Below are 16,809 nucleotides of genomic sequence, written 5' to 3' on the forward strand. Positions count from 1 at the left end.
AATTCTCGTAGAATGGAAGCGGCGTTCCGGCGTGCGGGTCGGATCGGAGGACCAGCGGGTCCGTCGGGGCGGCCGTAGTGGGCGGCAATTGTCCAAAGCCTTGCGGATTGGCCGCTGGGAAGCCAGGTGATCCATAGTTCGGTAGCGGGTTCGGCGTGAATCCTTCCGGTCGATTCAAATCTCCAGGCGAAGGCGGAATAAAAGGGGGAAGCCGCGTATCGACAAAGGGCGGCACGAGGCCAGGCGGATCGGGAACAGGTCCAACAGCTGTGAAGTGCTGTGAAATAGGTGAGCCTTTGGGATATCGCGCTAGTATCGCTATCTTGTCCGCGAGACTGCGAGTGCCGTCCGGAAGGAGGATGGGGCCGTGCAAAGCGCCTTGCCATTCGCCAGCGGCATGAAGTTGATCGACGGTGTCCTGCATTGCTGAATGCTGTCTCGATGCTCTTCAGCATACGCTTTCCAGTTTGCGTACCAATCTTCAATACGCTTGTTCGCGTCCTCGCTCGTCATTCCCGAAGGTGTATTGGTAAGCAAATGCCCCCTCGCCAGCGCATGCTTGGCAGCGGCCAGAAAGCTGCTCATCTCGGCATCCAGTTGATCAACAGCAGCGGTATCGCCTTCCTGAGCAGCGGCGAAGGATGGATGCGACTGGAGTACACCGAGAAACTTGCAAAATATCTTGTTATAGCTCGCGAGATGACCTCCCGTGTGAGGGCTTGATCCTAGCTCTCGAGCTGCTTGCTGATCTGATGGCAAAGCCATCAAATTCTTGATGCCATTGAGGTTGAAACGATTACCCAAGACCTTGAGTGCGAAGTGGCCAGCAAGGCTCTGCGGCAAGATGTGATGAATCTGGATCATGCTAGCCTCTTGCGTTGCGCCAAGGCATCGATCGGCGCGGCCCCAAGACGTTGGGTGCCCGCATGCAAGTGAAGGAAAATGAACTGTGAGTTTTGATCGCTTGTCTTTGCTGTCGAGCGAAGCGGCAGCTAGCGACTAATAGGGCCTTCGAGATTCATGACAGCTCGCGCCACGCAATTGCCCGAAGCGAGGTATTCGCATGAGCCGCCAAGAGACGCCCGCCGGCTGCGAAGAACAGGCAACAAAAAAGGCCCGCGACATCGTCGCGAGCCTACCTTTTTCTAGATCATACCACTCTGCCAGTGTTTTGCCCGACGTGTCAACGAGCAGCCCCGACAGCATTCCGCGCGATGAGCTCGCGGAAAGAGAGCGAGGCTTTTCCCGCCCAATCGGCGGACTTCCATGCGACAGGATTTCAAGATCGGCAGCAGCTGCGCATCAGCTCAATACTTCGTCGCATCGGTGAATCCGATGCCCCTCATGCCCGCTTCTTTGCATGCATCCTTGAAGACCTGGTCGCAGACGGTCATGGGATAGAAGAGCAGCCTGAAGATATGAGCCGTTCCAACAGCGTCCTCCTTGAAGAGAAGGCAACTTCTTCTATTCAGGTTGTAAACCTTTCGATCGGGCGTGGGATACTCGATCTCGAGAACGGAGTTCGCTTCGTCGACGGCATCGAGAACTCTGACGATGTCGCAGAGCCAATACGTTGGCGCCGGGCGACCGTCGCGATACCATGTTTCGCATCTGACAAAACGAACTCCCTCCAAATCCAACACCTCAAGAAGGCTCTTCATCCGGTCGGACACGAGCCGGTAGTCGTGAAAGAGCTCCCAGTCCGTGGGAGCCCGGCCAAGAGATTTGTCGATGACAAGTCGCGGTGGTTCAGGGAAGGCCACGAAGCCCCGCCCCGGTGGCGGAATGAGTACCTTGCGCTCGCCGGCGAGAGCAACGAGATTCTCCATCTCCCATCCCGGCGCCGTTTGAAACCTGAAGTCCAGACCTACGACATAGAACCTTCGGACTTTTGCTTTGCTCTGGCGCTTCTCTGGAAGGGAACGAACCATCCGTCTTCTCTCGTTTACACAACAGGTCTAATGCACTCTAGAGCATCGTGATGACGATGCCCACTGCCGGTGTTCTACCCGACGCGTCAGACGACCTATCTGAACGCGACGCCCTCTATCATCCCGCCTATTGCACCGAACCGTCGCTGCAGAAGAACACGGGCAGGCCCCCGAACTGATCGGAGTTCTTGTATCTGACCGCGAAGCGCTCGCGTTCGTCGCGGCCGAACGTATCGCCGTCTTTGACCACACGCCCGTTTTCAACCAGATAGACGGCAAGCCCATCCACCTTGGACATCAAGGTTGCAAGTGTCAGCTTGTCGGTCTCGAACTGAATTTCACGCTCGGCAAATGCCGACAGCCCCATCGTCACTGCGCCGATGCCGGCCGCTGATCGGAACGGCAGTATGTCGACCCACAGCGCGGACGGATAGTCGGGGAAAGGCGCGAACGATTGGATGGACATGTCCAGCCATAGATCGGCAGAACGCGCGACCTTGCCATTCCAGACCACGCCGCAACATTGCGGCATGGTCGCAATCAACGCGCCGATGACAGCCGTCGTCAGACGCGCAGCGGACAATGGTTGCTGGTTTTGGCCGAGCACCGAGACGATCAGATGGCCTCGGTGCCGTGCCGCAACTGCCTTGCCCTCCGGCCATGTCGTGGCAGCACGCGACCACAGACTTGAATCGTCTGGAATGGGCGCCGGCATCGACATCACCGCAACGAATTCGTTGCCACAGCGTAGCAGCGGCGAGCCCTGGCGCGTGCTCCCCTCGCCGCCTCCGTCCGCCTCCATCGGCAGCTCGGGATGTCGCGCTCGAAGAGCTTCAGCAAGCGCAACCATGTCTGGCGTCGCAGGTGTTTCCAGCAAGACCAGGGCAAGAAAAGACTTACTCATCGGTCGCCTCACGGAAGCTTTGCGGCGTGATGTGGCCCGATCACAGCTCGCTTACAGGTTGAGTTCTCGTCCAATAGAACAAAAAGGGAACAATGTCAAATTGTGTCCCGTGCTTGCAGGCTCCGCGAGAGTCCGCATCGCCGTGAGACGCAAAGCTCTCCACGTGAAGAGCTATGCCGCAGCAAGGGGGACTAACGGCGCCACTCCGAACGCGTATCGCGCCCGCGGGCTCCGATCAGGAACTATCGGCAGCATGCAATGTTCGCTTCTTGTGCAAGGCACAACACCGGATCCTCTCCTGCTGCGCTGAAGGAGGCAAGGCAGCTTCGACTCGCGCTGATGCGCAATGCTTCAGCCGCCCAGGCCATCTGCAGCCATGCGAGGCAAGCCCGTCTGCTGCAATCCGGCCTCTGCCGGTCATCGCCATTGCGCTGACGGTCAGCGATCGTCCTCCCGGGGATCGCCAGGCTCCGCCAGGAATGGCTCGCTGGTCGTACGACCGAGAAACGTGTCGGGCGGCGGCTGCGTCAAGAGGCCAAGCCATTCACGCGCAAGCTGGCGCATCTGTCCGAGCTGCTCATGATCCGCCGGTAACGGCCGATAGACCTTCATCGTCATCTCCCTTGCTTGTCAGGCGGGAGCACGCTCGGTCTCTCAGCCACCGGCGCCCACGGACGAGCCTCGGCCGGTGATGTCCTGCAAACTACCCGGAGTCGCTTTGGTTCAAAAGTGAACTTTGGAAGCGCGCCTCGCGCCAAGTGAGTAAGTCGCTCAAAAAGCACAATATTTGCGCGAAATAAGTGCCTCGCAGCATATCAAATGTTGTGTCCCCCCTGCGCCAGAAGCGTAGGGTTAACCATCACCGCAAGGCCCGTGGCAACGACCGGTGATGAGAACGCCAATTGCGCTCCCGCCCACTCCAACCGAGGGAGCAGCGCCATGCTGACGCGGCGGCGTTACAAGCAGACCAGGACACTCGACCAGCGGCTTGCCGAGGAAGCGGCACGCCTTCGCGACGAGGCACGCGCGCTGCCGGCCGGGCGCGAGCGCGAGATACTGCTGCGCAGGGCGCGGCAGGACGAGACTGCGATGCAGATCGAAGCCTGGCTTCGCTCGCCCGGCCTGAGGGCGCCGACATGATGCAGCAATACCGCGCCTATCTCGTCGGGGAGAACGGGGTGTTTCAGTCCGCCGAAGCCTTCGAGGCGCGGTCCGATGCGTCCGCGCTTCTGTTCGCGCGGCGCTTCACGCGCCGGGGCGATGTCGAGGTCTGGCAGCTCGGCCGCAGGATCGGCCTGCTGAAGGCGGCGCAGTCCACAAAAGCCTCGCCCGAAGACGCGGGCCCCGACAACCGCCCACCTCACTCCTCCGCAAGCTTCCGCTCGATGTAGGCATCCACCGTTTCGGCAAACGAGCGCTGCACGCCGACCGCAGCAACATGCAGGTCGAGCGCATCGCGCTGCAGCACGCGCAGGCCGCGCCCGCGGGCGCTGACCGGCGCCGTGTTCAGATACTGGTCGATGGCGCCCTTGGCTTGCGGGATCGCCTTCGGATCGCCCCTTGCGATCAGAAGACGCAGGAGGCTCTGGCATTCGGCCAAGCCGGGCATGGGTTCGTCCTCAGCCTTGCCGCGACTGCGGCTTCGGCCGCTTGACCGGCTGGGTGTGGGTGCCGAACAGCATCAGCAGAAACGCGACTTCTTCCTTCGAACCGACCTGGATCATGATGATCTCCTTTTCGCTTGGTTGGTCGAGACGAGCGGAAAAGGCGTTCAGGACAATCGGGTTTCGGGATTGTTTCAGGACTGTTTCGTCGTCGGCCATGGGCCAGCAGACTATGGCTGATCCGCGCCCCCTGGAGATGTTTGATCCAAGCTGGGCGTTTTCTCCGAAATTCAAGCAGGCTAGATTTTAAGATTCCGTGCGCCTGGCGATATCAGTATTCTATGCAATCGCTCGGCTTGTTCCTTCGTTAGATTTGCGGCCATATCGGTTCCGATCAACGCCGGTCCCCTACGGTCTCGATCGTAAACCATCCAACCTTTGCCACCCATCCGAATGAAAAATCTGCTCTGCGACGGCTCACTGTCAGTCAAGGATCTCACTCCAATCGCCTGCTTGATCAGCGACAAATGGAGGCGACCGATTGTTCGGCTGCATTAGCTTATATGAATCAAGTCGGGAAAAATAGGTAAGGCCTCTGTTCAAAAGTGAACATAAAAAGAGTCCGGGACTATTTTAAGCTTGATCCGCCTGGTGCATTTGGCCGGGCAACCTCCGACGGCCCCGGCATTTAGGGTTGTGCTGGGGCCGTTTCTAACTGTGCGACCGCGGCGCTTGACGATGTTCAACGATGCCATCCTGGACCAGCTGAGGCAGCTGGAACGTGAGGTGATTGAAGGGGAGCGGCGGCTGGCCCAGCAGGAGGCGATGATCGTTGACCTGAAACGGCAACATCAAGATCCGAGTGACGCCGAGGCCGAGCTTGAAATCATGCGAGCGAACCAGCGACAGCGCCAGCAAGACCGGCAACGACTGCTCTCATTGATGCAGCGCTAGGAAGCGAAATAATCTCCAGGCAGTCGCGTATGTATCCTGCCGCTGTTTTGCCCGACGGCGCAAACTTTAATCAAATCCGGCAAATCGGATTTGGCGGAATGAAATCTGTTCGCGCCAAGCTGAGACATGCCGCCCACGAGGGCGAGGATCGAAGAGCTTCGGAGAGACCGTCGATGTACTACGTCGCCGCCGCATTGCTGGTGCTGTCGGGTCTGTTCTACTCCGCGGGCCATCACGAGCTCGGCCAGTTCGGCGCGAACGTGTGCCGTTATGGCGGCACGTTCTGCGACAACCCGGTGGTCGTCTTCACCGGCGCGGCGCTGGCCGCCGCCTGGGGCATGTTCGTCAGCATCAAGTAGAGGACCGCGCCTCGTCGTCGCGCGCGCTGGTCACCGCCAGCTCCTTGCGCACGGCGGCGGCGGAATTGCCGACCTTGTCGACGGCCCTTTGCAGCTGCTCCTTCGACACGCCCAGCGCGTGGGTCCAGTACTTGACCTCGAAGGCCTCGTGCATGTTGATCTTGCTGCGGTCCGGCTGCGCGCGCTTCGTCAGGTTGTCCATGCGCTGATCCTCCTTGCCGCGGGAAAACGCGGCAACGGAGCTGCCGTTCCCAAGCGCACCGATCATACAAGCGTTAGCGCGGTCCGCGCTCGCTTCACACGCTCAGCCACAGCATCGAGGCGAGCACCGCCGAGAACGCGAACAAGGCGATGATGGCGACTTTGAAAATCAGATCGGCTGCCAAGCGAGTCCCCTTTTCACGTCCAACATCCGCGCCCGAAACATGGATGGTCCCTGTCTCTGGCCTTGCGGAAGGACGGCAAGCGGCGTGACACGCTTTGGCCACGACCATGAAACGGCAGCGCAACGGCTCCATCGCCGTTTGGTTCCTATTTCCGGGCGCGCAGCCTGTCGAATATTCGGCGTTGTTACCGGCGGCACGGCCCATGACTTAACATTTGTTATGATCACCCATTTTGGAAACGCATCGTCCACAGTGTTGCGAAGTGGCGGCGGCCCAATTTAACCTTTGTTATCAACATCAAGGCCGGGTTCGTGCTCTCTGCCCCCGACGCGCTCTGTCGCGTGGGGATGGGTTGACGTGACAAGCGACAGGATTTGGGCATCGTTGTTCGAGCGCCTGAAAACAACGACGGGCGCCGATGACAAGAAACTGCTTTTCCTGGCAGCGCTGCCGGTCTCCTTGCGCGATTTCCGCGAGAACCAGACCGTGCTGCGCGACGGCGAGGAGCCGAGCGAGTGCTGCCTGATCGTCGACGGCTTCTGCGTCCGCTCCAAGACGATTCCAGACGGCAGGCGCCAGATCCTGTCGATCCACATTCCCGGCGACCTGCCGAACCTCCAGAACCTGCACTATGCGACTGTGGACCACGACCTCGTCGCGCTGTCCGACTGCACCCTCGCCTTCATCGGTCACAGGGCGCTGAAGGAGCTCATCAGGGAGCGGCCTGGCGTCGGCGAGATGTTCTGGCGCGACACGCTGGTGGACGCCGCCATCTCCCGGGAGTGGCTCGTCAATGTCGGCCAGCGCTCGACCTACAACCGCCTGGCGCATCTGATCATCGAGCTACGCGAGCGGCTTCGCCTGGTCGGCCGCGTCATCGACAACACCTTCGCCATACCGCTGACGCAGGAGCAGCTCGGCGAGGCTATGGGCGTGACCAGTGTTCACACCAACCGCATCCTGCGCGATCTCCGTATCAACGGGGTTCTGGAGCTCCAGCGCGGCACCGTACACATTCTCAACGAGCACAAGCTCCAGGAGCTGGCGCAGTTCGACGGGCGCTATCTGCATTTGTCGCCATCGTCCTGAGCGCGGGCGCAATCAAGCGGTTACACGAACTTCACTGAGGAGGAATTGGCAAAGAGCAGCGGGCGGCGCCGCATCGCATCGACTGCTCTTGCGATGATCTACTTATACAGCTGTTTTGCCCGACGGGTCAAACCGAACTTCGATTAATCAGAATTACACCACCGGTGCTGCTTTTTCCTGCCCAGGAACCATTGTTCCCCCGCCGGGTTTTTTCCGGACTTCCCCTTTCGCAAACGGTACGCCGGAAAGGCCCGAGACCCTTCATGAGCGACAGCGCCCTCGCCCCGCCGAAATCCACGTCGACATTCCTGAAAAGGCTGGGGCCGGGTCTCATCACCGGGGCGGCCGACGACGATCCCTCTGGCATCGCCACCTATTCGCAGGCCGGCGCGCAATTCGGCTATGGGCTGCTCTGGACGGTGTTTCTGACCACGCCGTTCATGATCGCCATTCAGCTCGTCAGCGCGCAGATCGGCCGGGTCACCGGACAGGGGCTGGCCGCCAACGTGATGCGGGTCGCGCCGCGCTGGGCGGTGCTGGCGCTCGTCTTCATGCTCGTCGCCGCGAACACCTTCAACATCGCCGCCGACATCGCCGCGATGGCCGAGGCGCTCTCCCTCGTCATCGGCGGCCTCAACCACGAGCACGCCCTGATCTTCGCGGCCGGCTCGACCCTGCTCCAGGTGTTCGTGCCCTATCGCCGCTATTCACCGGTGCTGAAGTTTCTCACTTTGGCGCTGTTCGCCTATGTCGCGACCGCCTTCACCGTGAAGATCCCGTGGAGCACGGCGCTGCTCGCCGCGGTATGGCCGGAGGCGAATGTCAGTGCCGGCTATTTCATGATGGTGGTGGCCGTGCTCGGGACCACCATCAGCCCCTATCTGTTCTTCTGGCAGGCCTCGCAGGAAGTCGAGGAGATGAACCAGGGCACGCGCGACAGGCCGCTTCGCGAACTGAAGCACGGCGGCAGTCCGGAGCTCGCGCGCATCAGGGCCGATACCATTGCAGGGATGCTGCTCTCCAACGGCATCGCCTTCTTCATCATCCTCACCACGGCGTCGGTGCTGCACGCCAACGGCGTCACCAACGTCAATTCGGCGACCGACGCCGCCGAGGCGCTGCGGCCGCTCGCCGGCGATTTCACCTTTGCCCTGTTCGCGCTCGGCATCATCGGCACGGGCCTGCTCGCGATCCCGGTGCTGGCGGGCTCGGCTGCTTACGGCGTCGCAGAGATTTTCCGCTGGCACGCTACGCTCGAGGCGAAACCCGACGAGGCCGTCGGCTTCTACACCATCATCGCGACCGCGACCGCGATCGGCTTCGGGCTGGGATTCACTGGCATCGATTCCATGCACATGCTGGTCTGGAGCGCCGTGCTCAACGGCATCGTCGCGGTGCCGATCATGGCGATGATGATGCTCATCGTCTCGAGCCGCACGATCATGGGCCGTTTCAGGGCGCGGTCGTGGTTGATCGCGCTGGGCTGGCTCGGCACCGCGCTGATGGCGCTGGCCGTCCTCGCGCTGCTCGGCTCCTCAGTGATCGGCTGACAATCTTGCGACAGCGCCGTCGTCTACAGGCTCCTCGCCGAGGTCGGCGCAAGGCGCCTCCCGGCGCGCTGCAGCGGGCTTCACACCGGTCCGCTCTTGGCCTAACAGTTGCAACCAGAGCGCGGCTCTTTCGACCACGCCACGACAAAAACAAAGTCCCGACCGGGCAACAGGGAGCAACATGACCAAATCATCAAAAGCAACAAGCCTCGAAATCCTCGCCTGTGATGCCGGCTGGAGAAACTACCACTTCGTCAAGCTCACCACCGAAGACGGCGTGGTCGGCTGGAGCGAGTTCGACGAAGGCTTTGGCTCGCCCGGGGTCGGCGCCGCGATCCAGCGCCTGTCCGCCCGCGTCATCGGGCAGAACGTCTTCCAGCACGAGCGCATTTACGCCGAGCTGTTCGCAGCCACCCGCCCCGCCGCCGGCGGCGTGGTGGCGCAGGCACTCGGAGCGATCGAGAACGCGCTGCTCGACGCCAAAGCGAAATGTCTCGGCGTGCCCTGCTACGAACTGCTCGGCGGCAAGATCCGCGACAGTGTCCGGGTGTACTGGTCGCATTGCGCGACGTGGCGGATCAATCATCCCTCCTGGTACAAGCCGCCGATCGAAAGCCTCGACGGCGTCAAGGCGATGGGGCACGAGGTGCGCGAGAAGAGGTTCACCGCGCTCAAGACCAACATTTTCTCCTACGACGACGGCAAGCCGACCGGCTGGCGGCCGGGCTTCGGCTCGCCCTTTGCGCCGGAGATCAATGTCGACAGGAAAATCCTGCGCGACCTGCGCATGCATCTCGAAGCGATCCGCGAGGGCGCGGGCCCTGACGTCGACATCCTGCTCGACTGCAACTTCAACGCCAAGACCGAGGGCTACCTGAAGATACTTCGCACCATCGCGGACCTCGACATGTTCTGGATCGAGATTGACAGTTTCAATCCGGAGGCGCTCGGCTACATCCGCAGGCAAAGCCCGCATCCGATCTCGTCCTGCGAGACGCTGCTGGGCTTGCGGGAATTCCTGCCCTATTTCCATCAGCAGGCGATGGACGTCGCGATCATCGACACGCCTTGGAACGGCGTCTGGCAATCGATGAAGATTGCGGCCGCGGCCGAGGCGTTCGAGGTCAACGTCGCCCCGCACAATTTCTACGGCCATCTCTGCTCGATGATGAACGCGCATTTCTGCGCCGCCGTACCGAACCTGCGCATCATGGAGATCGACATCGATCGTCTGTCCTGGGACCGCGAGCTCTTCACGCACGAGCCCGAGATCCAGAATGGCCATCTGGTTATCCCGGACCGGCCCGGCTGGGGCACTGAGCCGAACGAGGAAGCATTGCGCGCGCACCCGCCGAGAACGAGCGGCGGCCTTCTCAACTACGGTCGCAAGAGCTGACGCGGATTACGGCGTCACCGGATTGACGGTCGGGGATGTCTTCGGCCCCGGCCGCGCGGGCTCGATCGGCGACTTTGGTTCGGTCGGAAGCACTGCAGCGCCTGCGGCGCGCGCAGCTTCCCCTGTCGTCGCATACATCGCGACATGGGCCGGCTGGGTCTTGGCGCGACTCCACGGTCCGTGGTCGACGATCAGCATGGCGGCAATCGTCAAGCCAGCCACGATCAGCGCAATCACGCCGGGATGACGGAGCGCCGTGGAGATGGAGTTCGCGAAACGATCAGTCGTCATTGAGGGATCCGCTATTTTCCTATCGCAGGTTAATTCAATTGCGCCCCTCGGAGTTCCCCGCTTGACTTAAGCAAGTTCCGCGCCAACCCTCGGAACTTGATCCGTTCATCGTTTCACATCCGGGCGAGCATCGCCGACGAAACTGTCGCGGTTTGGCATTTTCACGGCGGCCAAGGATTTCGCGTCGAGAATCGCATCCGCTCCCACCAGCCCGTTCAGGTTCAGGATAAAGGCGGACACCGCATAGACGTCCTCATCGCTCAGCGACTGCGGCGCGTTCTGCGGCATGGCGCGACGGATGTAGTCGAACAATGTCGGCGCGTAGGGCCAGTAGCTGCCGACGGTGCGGATCGGTTTGGGCGTTCCGATCGTGCCTTGTCCGCCGGCGAGCCGGTCGCCCAAACCACCCTCACCTCTCTCCCCGTGACACGAAGCGCATTGCTGGGCGAACACCTCGCGCCCATGGCTGACCGAGCCGTTTCCCTCCGGCAGATTGCTGCCGTCGCGTCCGATATCGATATTCCAGCCCGCAATCTCAGCGGCTGTCGCCGGTCGCCCGATGCCGTACGGGCTCTGCGCCAGCGCTCCATTCGAGAAGGCATACAGGCCAATTGCGATGCCGATCCCATAGGTCTCACGCCAGCGCATTGGTCACCTCGCCATCGGCCGCGATGCGCCAAGGCCAGATCGCGTTGTTGTGGTAGAAATAGTTTTCTCCGCGCACGGCAAGCAACTCGGCCAATGTCGGCTGCACGTAGCCGGTCTCATCAATGGCGCGGCTCTGAATCACGGCGGGCTTGCTGTCCCATCGCCACGGCAGGCGGAAGCGCGTCAGGGCGCGCGTCAGCACCGGCTCCTGCAAGCGGGCGTCCTGCCAGCTCTTCCCATCGTCGACGGACACCTCGACCCGCGCGATCTTGCCATGCCCGCTCCAGGCGATACCCGTGATCTCATGAAAGCCAGGTGCGCTCAGACGCTGACCGCCGGAGGGACGGGTGATGATCGACTTGGCTTCCATGTAGAAGGAGAATTCTCGCGCCGTGCCGTCGGGCAGGAGGTCGGTATATTTCGAAGTTTCCTCGCGCGAATAAACCGGCTCCGCGGTCACGTGCAGGCGGCGCAGCCATTTCACGCTCATGTTGCCTTCGAAACCCGGCAGGAGCAGACGCAGTGGATAGCCTTGCTGCGGACGGAGCCGCTCGCCGTTCTGGCTGTAGACCAGCATCGCATCCTCGAGACATTTCGCGATCGGAATGCTTCGCGTCAGCGCGGCCGCGTCGGCCCCTTCCGCGACCACCCATTTGGCTTCGGGCTTCAGCCCCGCTTCCTGAAGCACCAACTTCAGGCTCACGCCGGTCCATTCGGCACAACTCACAAGACCGACGAGGTCAGATGCCGTCTTGCCATAGGGCTTGGCGTAACCGGGGTTGCCGGAGCATTCGAGGAAGTGGATACGCGACTCCGACGGGAAGCGCCGGAGATCGTCCATCGTGAAGACCAAGGGGCGTTCGACCAGCCCATGCAGCATCAGCCGGTGCTGCGCGGGATCGATGGCCGGAACACCGCCATGATGTCGCTCGTAGAACAGCCCGTTCGGCGTGATGATGCCGTCGAGCTCCTGCAAGGGCGTTCGGCTCGACGCGGAGATGTATTGCTTGAGAGTTTTCGAGATGTTCCTGACGACGCCCTTCTCGAACGGTGATGGCGTGCCATAGGGCTGGCCTCCGGTCGGCTCGCCCGGCACCTTCATCCATTCAGGAACGTTGGGCGGAAGGTTGTCCGCCTCTACGGCAGCGGAAGCGCCCGTGCCGAGAACCGCGCCTCCCACCGCTGCGGTGCCGGCAGTCAGGAAGCGACGGCGTGTGGTTCCCACGGAATCATCGTCGATATCTGTCGTGCTGCTCATTGCGGCCCCTCGGCTGGCTCTGAGCCTGCATGAAACAATCCGACGGCGGCATTTGCAATTCGCAGCCGTTTCAAAAGCAGGCGATTTCGATCAGGGCTGATCTAAATCGGCCGGCTGCGAGAGCAGTTCCTTTCCTTGCAGCGCACAAACATCGCTAGCACCGATTCACTCCCCCGGAGCGATCGCGTTGCTTGGAGTCGGTCGATCGGTGATCTGCTGGCCGAACAGGCTGCCGATCAGTTCGACCGCGGTGCGCGCGGTCCGGCCACGTTCGTCGAGGAAAGGATTGAGCTCGACGATGTCGACCGATCCAACCACGCCGGAATCGTGCAGGAGCTCCATAATCAGATGTGCCTCACGATAGGTCGCCCCGCCCGGCACTGTGGTCCCGACGCCCGGCGCCACGCAGGGGTCGAGGAAGTCGACGTCGAAGCTGACATGCAGCACGCCGTTGCACGCCTTGACGCGCTCGATGACACGCCGGATCAGCACGGCGACACCGAATTCGTCGATCTGGCGCATGTCGACAACCCTGATCCGGCGCGAGCGCATCAGCTCCTTTTCGAGCTTGTCGATCGAACGCGCGCCGAACAGGTCAAGTCTATCGGGGTCGATTGACGCACGGGGGTCATCGCCGAGCAGGCCGTCGAGACCCGGCTCACCGCACAGGAACGCCGCCGACATGCCGTGCATGTTCGCCGTGATCGTCGTCTCCGGCGTATTGTAGTCGGCATGCGCGTCGAGCCAGAGCACGAAAAGCTCGCGTCCGCGCTCCTGCCAGTGGCGTGCCATGGCATTGACGGAGCCCATCGACAGCGTGTGATCGCCACCGAGGAAGATCGGCAGCGCACCGGTTTTCGCGATCTCATAGCCTCTGCGGCTCAGCACGCGCGTCCAGCGCTGGATTTCGCGGTAGTGATTGGCTTTTTCAGGCGGCCTGTCAGCGAGGTCGCCGACCTCCGCCACGGAGAGATCGCCGTAATCGACGACCTCAAGATCCAGGCTCTCGAGCACTGTCGCAAGGCCCGCGGTGCGCAGCGCAGCGGGGCCCATCAGGGTGCCACGCTGCGAAGCTCCCATGTCGATGGGAGCACCGAGCAAGGCGATGTGCCGGGCTCGATCCGTCATGGTCCGATCGGTCACGGCGATCTCCTGTGATCAGCAAGGCTGCCGTCAGCCTAACAGAGATTCGTACCCGTCGTTTCACGGGGGATCGTCCGCCTCCCGGCCGGAACAAAACCCCGCGCGCCGAATTGCCCTTCCAAGGCCGGTGCCCGCCGTCAGTTACGGCGCCTGTCGCGGATAGCCAAAGGTCGTCAGACCCGCTGTTCAAAACGAGCGCTCGCGAGGATAGCCAAAGGTGCCGGCCTCCATCGCTTCGTCGGGTTTTGGAGGTCGCAAGCTTGAGCACGGAGATACCGCATCCCGATCCCCAGCCCGGCGTGGCCGAGCGCGCTATCGATGCCGCGACCGACGTATCCCGCACGATCGGCGAGGTCGCAGGCGGCCTGCACGCCGCGGTCGATCGCCTCACCGCCACAATCGACGAAGCTCGAAAGCCCGGCCGGCCCCTCGCGACGGTTGCGGCCATCACGCGCGAGGCACCGTTGGCCAGCCTGTTCGTCGCTTTCCTGTTTGGCATTGCCGTCGCGCGCCGGCGTTAAAATCGAAAAGAGCCCGTTCAGGCGGCGCTGACGGCTTCGTACCCGCGCTGGAATTGCTTCTCGAATGCCTCAACAGGCATCGGGCGGCCGAAGAAATACCCCTGCCCTTCCTCGCACCCCATGCTAACGAGGAAATCGGCTGTAGCCCGATTTTCGATGCCTTCGGCCACGACCGTGAGCCCGAGCTGCTTGCTGAGGCCGATGGTCGAGCCGACGATCGCGGCATCGTCGGAGTCAGCAAGCAGATCGAGCACGAATGAACGGTCGATCTTGAGCCCGTCGAGCGGAAACTTCTTCAGATAGCTCAGGCTCGCGTAACCGGTGCCGAAATCGTCGAACAGCACGCGGACTCCGAGCTGCTGGATCCGCTTGAACATGTCGAGCACGCGGCCTTCGTCATGCAGCAGGATATCTTCGGTGACCTCGAGCTCGAGCAGCGAGGGCGTGAGCCCCGTCGCCTCGAGCAGTTCCGCAACCGAATGCGCGAGATCGCCGGCCTCGAGCTGAGAGGGCGAGAGGTTGATGGCAACACGCACGCTGTTGCCCGACAATTCCCACGTACGCGCCTGCCGACAGGCGGTTTCCATGACCCAGTTCGCGATCCGCTCTGATAGCGCCGAGGTATTGACCACCGGCATGAACTCGCCGGGCGAAACGTAACCGCGTACGGGATGCCGCCAACGGATGAGCGCTTCGGCTCCGAGCAGGCTGCCGTCAACCAGCCGGACCTGGGGCTGATAGAACAGCTCGAACTCGCCGCGATCCGCGGCAAGTGCCAATTCGCTCTCCAGCGTCAGCCGGTTCTCCAGTTCCTGCCTGATTGCGCCCTCGAAGATCACGTGGCTGCCGCGCCGCGTCGCCTTCGCGCGGCTCAGCGCCAGATGGCCGTTGCCCAGGAGGTCGTCCGCGGTGTGTCCACCGTCGGGATAGACGGCAACGCCGATGCTGATCCGAACGCGATGCTGACGCGTGCCCGTGACGAGCGGCGCTTCGAACGCGCGCGCGATCCGCTCGGCGAATTCTGCAATCGGCTCGCCGGCTTCCGCACAGTCGAGCGCGATGGCGAATTCGTCACCGCTCAGACGGGCGACGATCGCCTTGCCATCGACTTCGTTGCGGAGACGCTCGGCAACGGCCCGCAGCACGAGGTCGCCGGCCGAATGTCCGAGCATGTCGTTGATCTGCTGGAAGCCATCGAGCCCAAGCACGAGCAACGCGACGTCGGAAGACCGCCGCTCCGCCGCGGTGATCAGACCGGTGAGGCCAGCGTGCAGCATGTTACGATTGGCAAGCCCCGTCAGCGCGTCATGCTCGGCCAGATACCTGACACGTTCGGCCTCGCGCTTGCGGACCGAGATGTCGCGCAGGATCGCGCCATACTGGAAGCCGTCCGCTCCCTGCCAGCCGGAGAAGCTCGCCTCGACCGGGAAGGTCTCACCATTCTTGCGCCGGCCTTCGAACTCGACGACGACGGCCCCGCCGGGGACCAGCAGCGCCTGGCGGGCGGCGTCGCCCATGGACGGTCTCGCGGCGCCGTCCGCCGGCGCGGCACAGAGTGTTTCGAAGGGACGACCGATGATCTCGGCAGGCATGTAGCCGAAGATCGCGCTCGCGCCGGGATTCCAGACCGTGATCCGGTGGTCCGCATCGGTGCAGACGAGACCGTCGCCGAGCGACATCGCGATGCGATGAAAGCGGCTTTCGGCGATGCGTCCCAACAAGCTGCGGAAATCGATCTCGTCGAGCGCAATCGCGGTCAGGTAGGCGACGATCGCGATGTGGAACAGCGACGTGTCGATGACCAGGGGCCATCTTGTCTGCATGAAAACCGCGATCAGTTCGACCGCCGCGCCGGCCGCGACGAGGATCGCGACGCGAACGCCCGGTGCGGAGCGGCGCCACGAATACATCATCATCAGGCAGATTGCACCGAGGCCCAGGATCATGCCGATGTCAGAGGTCCAGCGCAGCGTCCGATTTTGCAGGATCGATTCTGCCGCCAATGCCTGAAGAACGGGCCCCGAAACGATGCCGCCATTCGGAACGCTGAACCGGTCGCCGAGTTCGAGCGCCGTGGCGCCGACGATGATCTTCTTGTCCCTGAGCTTGTCGAGAGTCGAAGTGTCGCCGCGCAGCACGTCGACATAGGAGACGCGCTGTATGGACGCCGCCCGGATGCTGAAGTCGATCAGGAAAGGCGGCCGCCGGCTGGCGTCCTGTCCGGCGAGCACGACGGCCATGGACGGGATCGTGGCATCGCCGAGTTTCTCACTGAAGGGATAACGACGAACAAGTCCATCGGCTTCGACCCCGACATTGACGAGGGCTGGCCATGACTGGTTGCTGAACGGCTTCAGCGGCCGATTGACGTGAATCGCACCACCATTCGGCGTCGGTTGCCTGAAGGACGGCAGGATCGTGGAGCCGCCGACGTCCCGAAGTGCCTTGACGAAGGCCTCGTCGGAGACCGGATCCGACGGCGTGCTGAAATCGACGTCGAAGGCGACGTCCTGCGCACCGGCCGCTTCGAGCCTGTGCAATAGTTCGGCGTGGAGCCGGCGCGGCCAGGGCCACACTCCGATCTGCTCGATCGAGGGCGCGTCGATGGCGACGACGACGACATTGCCGCTTGCCGCACGCGACTGCCAGGCGAACCTCAGATCGGTGAGCGCATTGCGAAGCGAAGCATGCCATCCCGTGGACAGCACGACCGCAAGCGCGATCGCGACAAGAATATGCGGCCGATAGCGTTTCACTTTGCTCCCCTGCACCGGC

19 protein-coding genes and 1 pseudogene are annotated in these 16,809 nt (G+C 62.3%); 8 read left to right on the forward strand and 12 right to left on the reverse strand.

Annotation, left to right across the window (positions count from 1 at the left end):
• Positions 1-318: 318 nt before the first annotated feature.
• From XH79_RS37455 to XH79_RS37470, 4 genes and pseudogenes are all read right to left on the reverse strand, one after another.
• Positions 319-873, reverse strand: a pseudogene (locus tag XH79_RS37455) (hypothetical protein); the annotation flags it as partial.
• Positions 874-1,307: 434 nt separating this feature from the next.
• Entirely contained in the window at positions 1,308-1,931 is a 624-nt protein-coding gene (locus XH79_RS37460) for an imm11 family protein (protein ID WP_212342543.1), read from the reverse strand.
• A 127-nt stretch (positions 1,932-2,058) separates the two neighbouring features.
• Positions 2,059-2,835: a DUF4261 domain-containing protein gene (locus XH79_RS37465; RefSeq protein WP_212342541.1), complete on the reverse strand. Its 777-nt coding sequence runs from the start codon at positions 2,833-2,835 to the stop codon at positions 2,059-2,061.
• Positions 2,836-3,273: 438 nt separating this feature from the next.
• The gene (locus XH79_RS37470; protein ID WP_271584943.1) at positions 3,274-3,447 is read right to left on the reverse strand and encodes a hypothetical protein; all 174 of its coding nucleotides are present in this window, start codon (positions 3,445-3,447) and stop codon (positions 3,274-3,276) included.
• Positions 3,448-3,774: 327 nt separating this feature from the next.
• Between XH79_RS37470 and XH79_RS37475 the strand changes: the two genes are divergently transcribed.
• Together XH79_RS37475 and XH79_RS37480 are read left to right on the forward strand one after the other, a co-directional pair.
• Complete coding sequence (locus XH79_RS37475) at positions 3,775-3,975, forward strand: hypothetical protein (protein WP_212342539.1); 201 nt, start codon at positions 3,775-3,777, stop codon at positions 3,973-3,975.
• Complete coding sequence (locus tag XH79_RS37480; protein WP_271584944.1) at positions 3,972-4,226, forward strand: hypothetical protein; 255 nt, start codon at positions 3,972-3,974, stop codon at positions 4,224-4,226. Before XH79_RS37475 ends, XH79_RS37480 begins: the two co-directional genes overlap by 4 nt.
• Here XH79_RS37480 and XH79_RS37485 read toward each other — a convergent pair.
• On the reverse strand, positions 4,196-4,444 hold the full coding sequence (locus tag XH79_RS37485; RefSeq protein ID WP_018644764.1) for a hypothetical protein: 249 nt from the start codon (positions 4,442-4,444) through the stop codon (positions 4,196-4,198). The genes XH79_RS37480 and XH79_RS37485 overlap by 31 nt on opposite strands.
• 10 nt (positions 4,445-4,454) lie before the next feature.
• Complete coding sequence (locus tag XH79_RS37490) at positions 4,455-4,658, reverse strand: hypothetical protein (protein WP_271584945.1); 204 nt, start codon at positions 4,656-4,658, stop codon at positions 4,455-4,457.
• A gap of 519 nt (positions 4,659-5,177) precedes the next feature.
• On the opposite strand from XH79_RS37490, the gene XH79_RS37495 reads away from it, so the two are divergent.
• On the forward strand, positions 5,178-5,393 hold the full coding sequence (locus tag XH79_RS37495) for a hypothetical protein (protein ID WP_212342536.1): 216 nt from the start codon (positions 5,178-5,180) through the stop codon (positions 5,391-5,393).
• A gap of 173 nt (positions 5,394-5,566) precedes the next feature.
• Positions 5,567-5,752: a hypothetical protein gene (locus tag XH79_RS37500; RefSeq protein ID WP_271585183.1), complete on the forward strand. Its 186-nt coding sequence runs from the start codon at positions 5,567-5,569 to the stop codon at positions 5,750-5,752.
• On the opposite strand, the gene XH79_RS37505 is transcribed toward XH79_RS37500, so the two are convergent.
• A complete protein-coding gene (locus XH79_RS37505) occupies positions 5,745-5,954 on the reverse strand; it encodes a DUF3606 domain-containing protein (protein WP_212342535.1) in 210 nt (69 codons plus the stop codon). The genes XH79_RS37500 and XH79_RS37505 overlap by 8 nt on opposite strands.
• A gap of 568 nt (positions 5,955-6,522) precedes the next feature.
• On the opposite strand from XH79_RS37505, the gene XH79_RS37510 reads away from it, so the two are divergent.
• The 3 genes from XH79_RS37510 (at position 6,523) to XH79_RS37520 (ending at position 10,173) form a co-directional block, all read left to right on the forward strand.
• Positions 6,523-7,227, forward strand: coding sequence for a Crp/Fnr family transcriptional regulator (locus XH79_RS37510; protein ID WP_271584946.1), 705 nt, complete (start codon positions 6,523-6,525; stop codon positions 7,225-7,227).
• Between the two features lie 263 nt (positions 7,228-7,490).
• Positions 7,491-8,777: an NRAMP family divalent metal transporter gene (locus XH79_RS37515; protein ID WP_271584947.1), complete on the forward strand. Its 1,287-nt coding sequence runs from the start codon at positions 7,491-7,493 to the stop codon at positions 8,775-8,777.
• A 181-nt stretch (positions 8,778-8,958) separates the two neighbouring features.
• A complete protein-coding gene (locus tag XH79_RS37520; RefSeq protein ID WP_271584948.1) occupies positions 8,959-10,173 on the forward strand; it encodes a mandelate racemase/muconate lactonizing enzyme family protein in 1,215 nt (404 codons plus the stop codon).
• 6 nt (positions 10,174-10,179) lie between these two features.
• On the opposite strand, the gene XH79_RS37525 is transcribed toward XH79_RS37520, so the two are convergent.
• From XH79_RS37525 to rocF, 4 genes are all read right to left on the reverse strand, one after another.
• Entirely contained in the window at positions 10,180-10,464 is a 285-nt protein-coding gene (locus tag XH79_RS37525) for a hypothetical protein (protein ID WP_130364392.1), read from the reverse strand.
• A gap of 105 nt (positions 10,465-10,569) precedes the next feature.
• Positions 10,570-11,112, reverse strand: coding sequence for a c-type cytochrome (locus tag XH79_RS37530; RefSeq protein WP_271584949.1), 543 nt, complete (start codon positions 11,110-11,112; stop codon positions 10,570-10,572).
• The gene (gene soxC, locus XH79_RS37535) at positions 11,099-12,370 is read right to left on the reverse strand and encodes a sulfite dehydrogenase (RefSeq protein WP_271584950.1); all 1,272 of its coding nucleotides are present in this window, start codon (positions 12,368-12,370) and stop codon (positions 11,099-11,101) included. The genes XH79_RS37530 and soxC overlap by 14 nt, the downstream gene beginning before the upstream one ends.
• A gap of 165 nt (positions 12,371-12,535) precedes the next feature.
• Complete coding sequence (gene rocF, locus XH79_RS37540; RefSeq protein WP_271584951.1) at positions 12,536-13,513, reverse strand: arginase; 978 nt, start codon at positions 13,511-13,513, stop codon at positions 12,536-12,538.
• Positions 13,514-13,773: 260 nt separating this feature from the next.
• On the opposite strand from rocF, the gene XH79_RS37545 reads away from it, so the two are divergent.
• A complete protein-coding gene (locus tag XH79_RS37545; RefSeq protein ID WP_212342529.1) occupies positions 13,774-14,034 on the forward strand; it encodes a hypothetical protein in 261 nt (86 codons plus the stop codon).
• Positions 14,035-14,051: 17 nt separating this feature from the next.
• On the opposite strand, the gene XH79_RS37550 is transcribed toward XH79_RS37545, so the two are convergent.
• On the reverse strand, positions 14,052-16,790 hold the full coding sequence (locus XH79_RS37550; RefSeq protein WP_271584952.1) for an EAL domain-containing protein: 2,739 nt from the start codon (positions 16,788-16,790) through the stop codon (positions 14,052-14,054).
• Between the last annotated feature and the right edge of the window lie 19 nt (positions 16,791-16,809).

It is taken from the genome of Bradyrhizobium sp. CCBAU 45389, from assembly GCF_028128625.1.
GTDB classification, from domain to species: Bacteria; Pseudomonadota; Alphaproteobacteria; order Rhizobiales; family Xanthobacteraceae; genus Bradyrhizobium; species Bradyrhizobium liaoningense_B.

Excerpts from the sequence above, each read along its gene's own strand:
- XH79_RS37460 (WP_212342543.1), bottom strand. The coding sequence starts at position 1,931 with ATGGTTCGTTCCCTTCCAGAGAAGCGCCAGAGCAAAGCAAAAGTCCGA.
- XH79_RS37465 (WP_212342541.1), bottom strand. The coding sequence starts at position 2,835 with ATGAGTAAGTCTTTTCTTGCCCTGGTCTTGCTGGAAACACCTGCGACG.
- XH79_RS37470 (WP_271584943.1), bottom strand. The coding sequence starts at position 3,447 with ATGAAGGTCTATCGGCCGTTACCGGCGGATCATGAGCAGCTCGGACAG.
- XH79_RS37475 (WP_212342539.1), top strand. The coding sequence starts at position 3,775 with ATGCTGACGCGGCGGCGTTACAAGCAGACCAGGACACTCGACCAGCGG.
- XH79_RS37480 (WP_271584944.1), top strand. The coding sequence starts at position 3,972 with ATGATGCAGCAATACCGCGCCTATCTCGTCGGGGAGAACGGGGTGTTT.
- XH79_RS37485 (WP_018644764.1), bottom strand. The coding sequence starts at position 4,444 with ATGCCCGGCTTGGCCGAATGCCAGAGCCTCCTGCGTCTTCTGATCGCA.
- XH79_RS37490 (WP_271584945.1), bottom strand. The coding sequence starts at position 4,658 with ATGGCCGACGACGAAACAGTCCTGAAACAATCCCGAAACCCGATTGTC.
- XH79_RS37495 (WP_212342536.1), top strand. The coding sequence starts at position 5,178 with ATGTTCAACGATGCCATCCTGGACCAGCTGAGGCAGCTGGAACGTGAG.
- XH79_RS37500 (WP_271585183.1), top strand. The coding sequence starts at position 5,567 with ATGTACTACGTCGCCGCCGCATTGCTGGTGCTGTCGGGTCTGTTCTAC.
- XH79_RS37505 (WP_212342535.1), bottom strand. The coding sequence starts at position 5,954 with ATGGACAACCTGACGAAGCGCGCGCAGCCGGACCGCAGCAAGATCAAC.
- XH79_RS37515 (WP_271584947.1), top strand. The coding sequence starts at position 7,491 with ATGAGCGACAGCGCCCTCGCCCCGCCGAAATCCACGTCGACATTCCTG.
- XH79_RS37520 (WP_271584948.1), top strand. The coding sequence starts at position 8,959 with ATGACCAAATCATCAAAAGCAACAAGCCTCGAAATCCTCGCCTGTGAT.
- XH79_RS37525 (WP_130364392.1), bottom strand. The coding sequence starts at position 10,464 with ATGACGACTGATCGTTTCGCGAACTCCATCTCCACGGCGCTCCGTCAT.
- XH79_RS37530 (WP_271584949.1), bottom strand. The coding sequence starts at position 11,112 with ATGCGCTGGCGTGAGACCTATGGGATCGGCATCGCAATTGGCCTGTAT.
- soxC (WP_271584950.1), bottom strand. The coding sequence starts at position 12,370 with ATGAGCAGCACGACAGATATCGACGATGATTCCGTGGGAACCACACGC.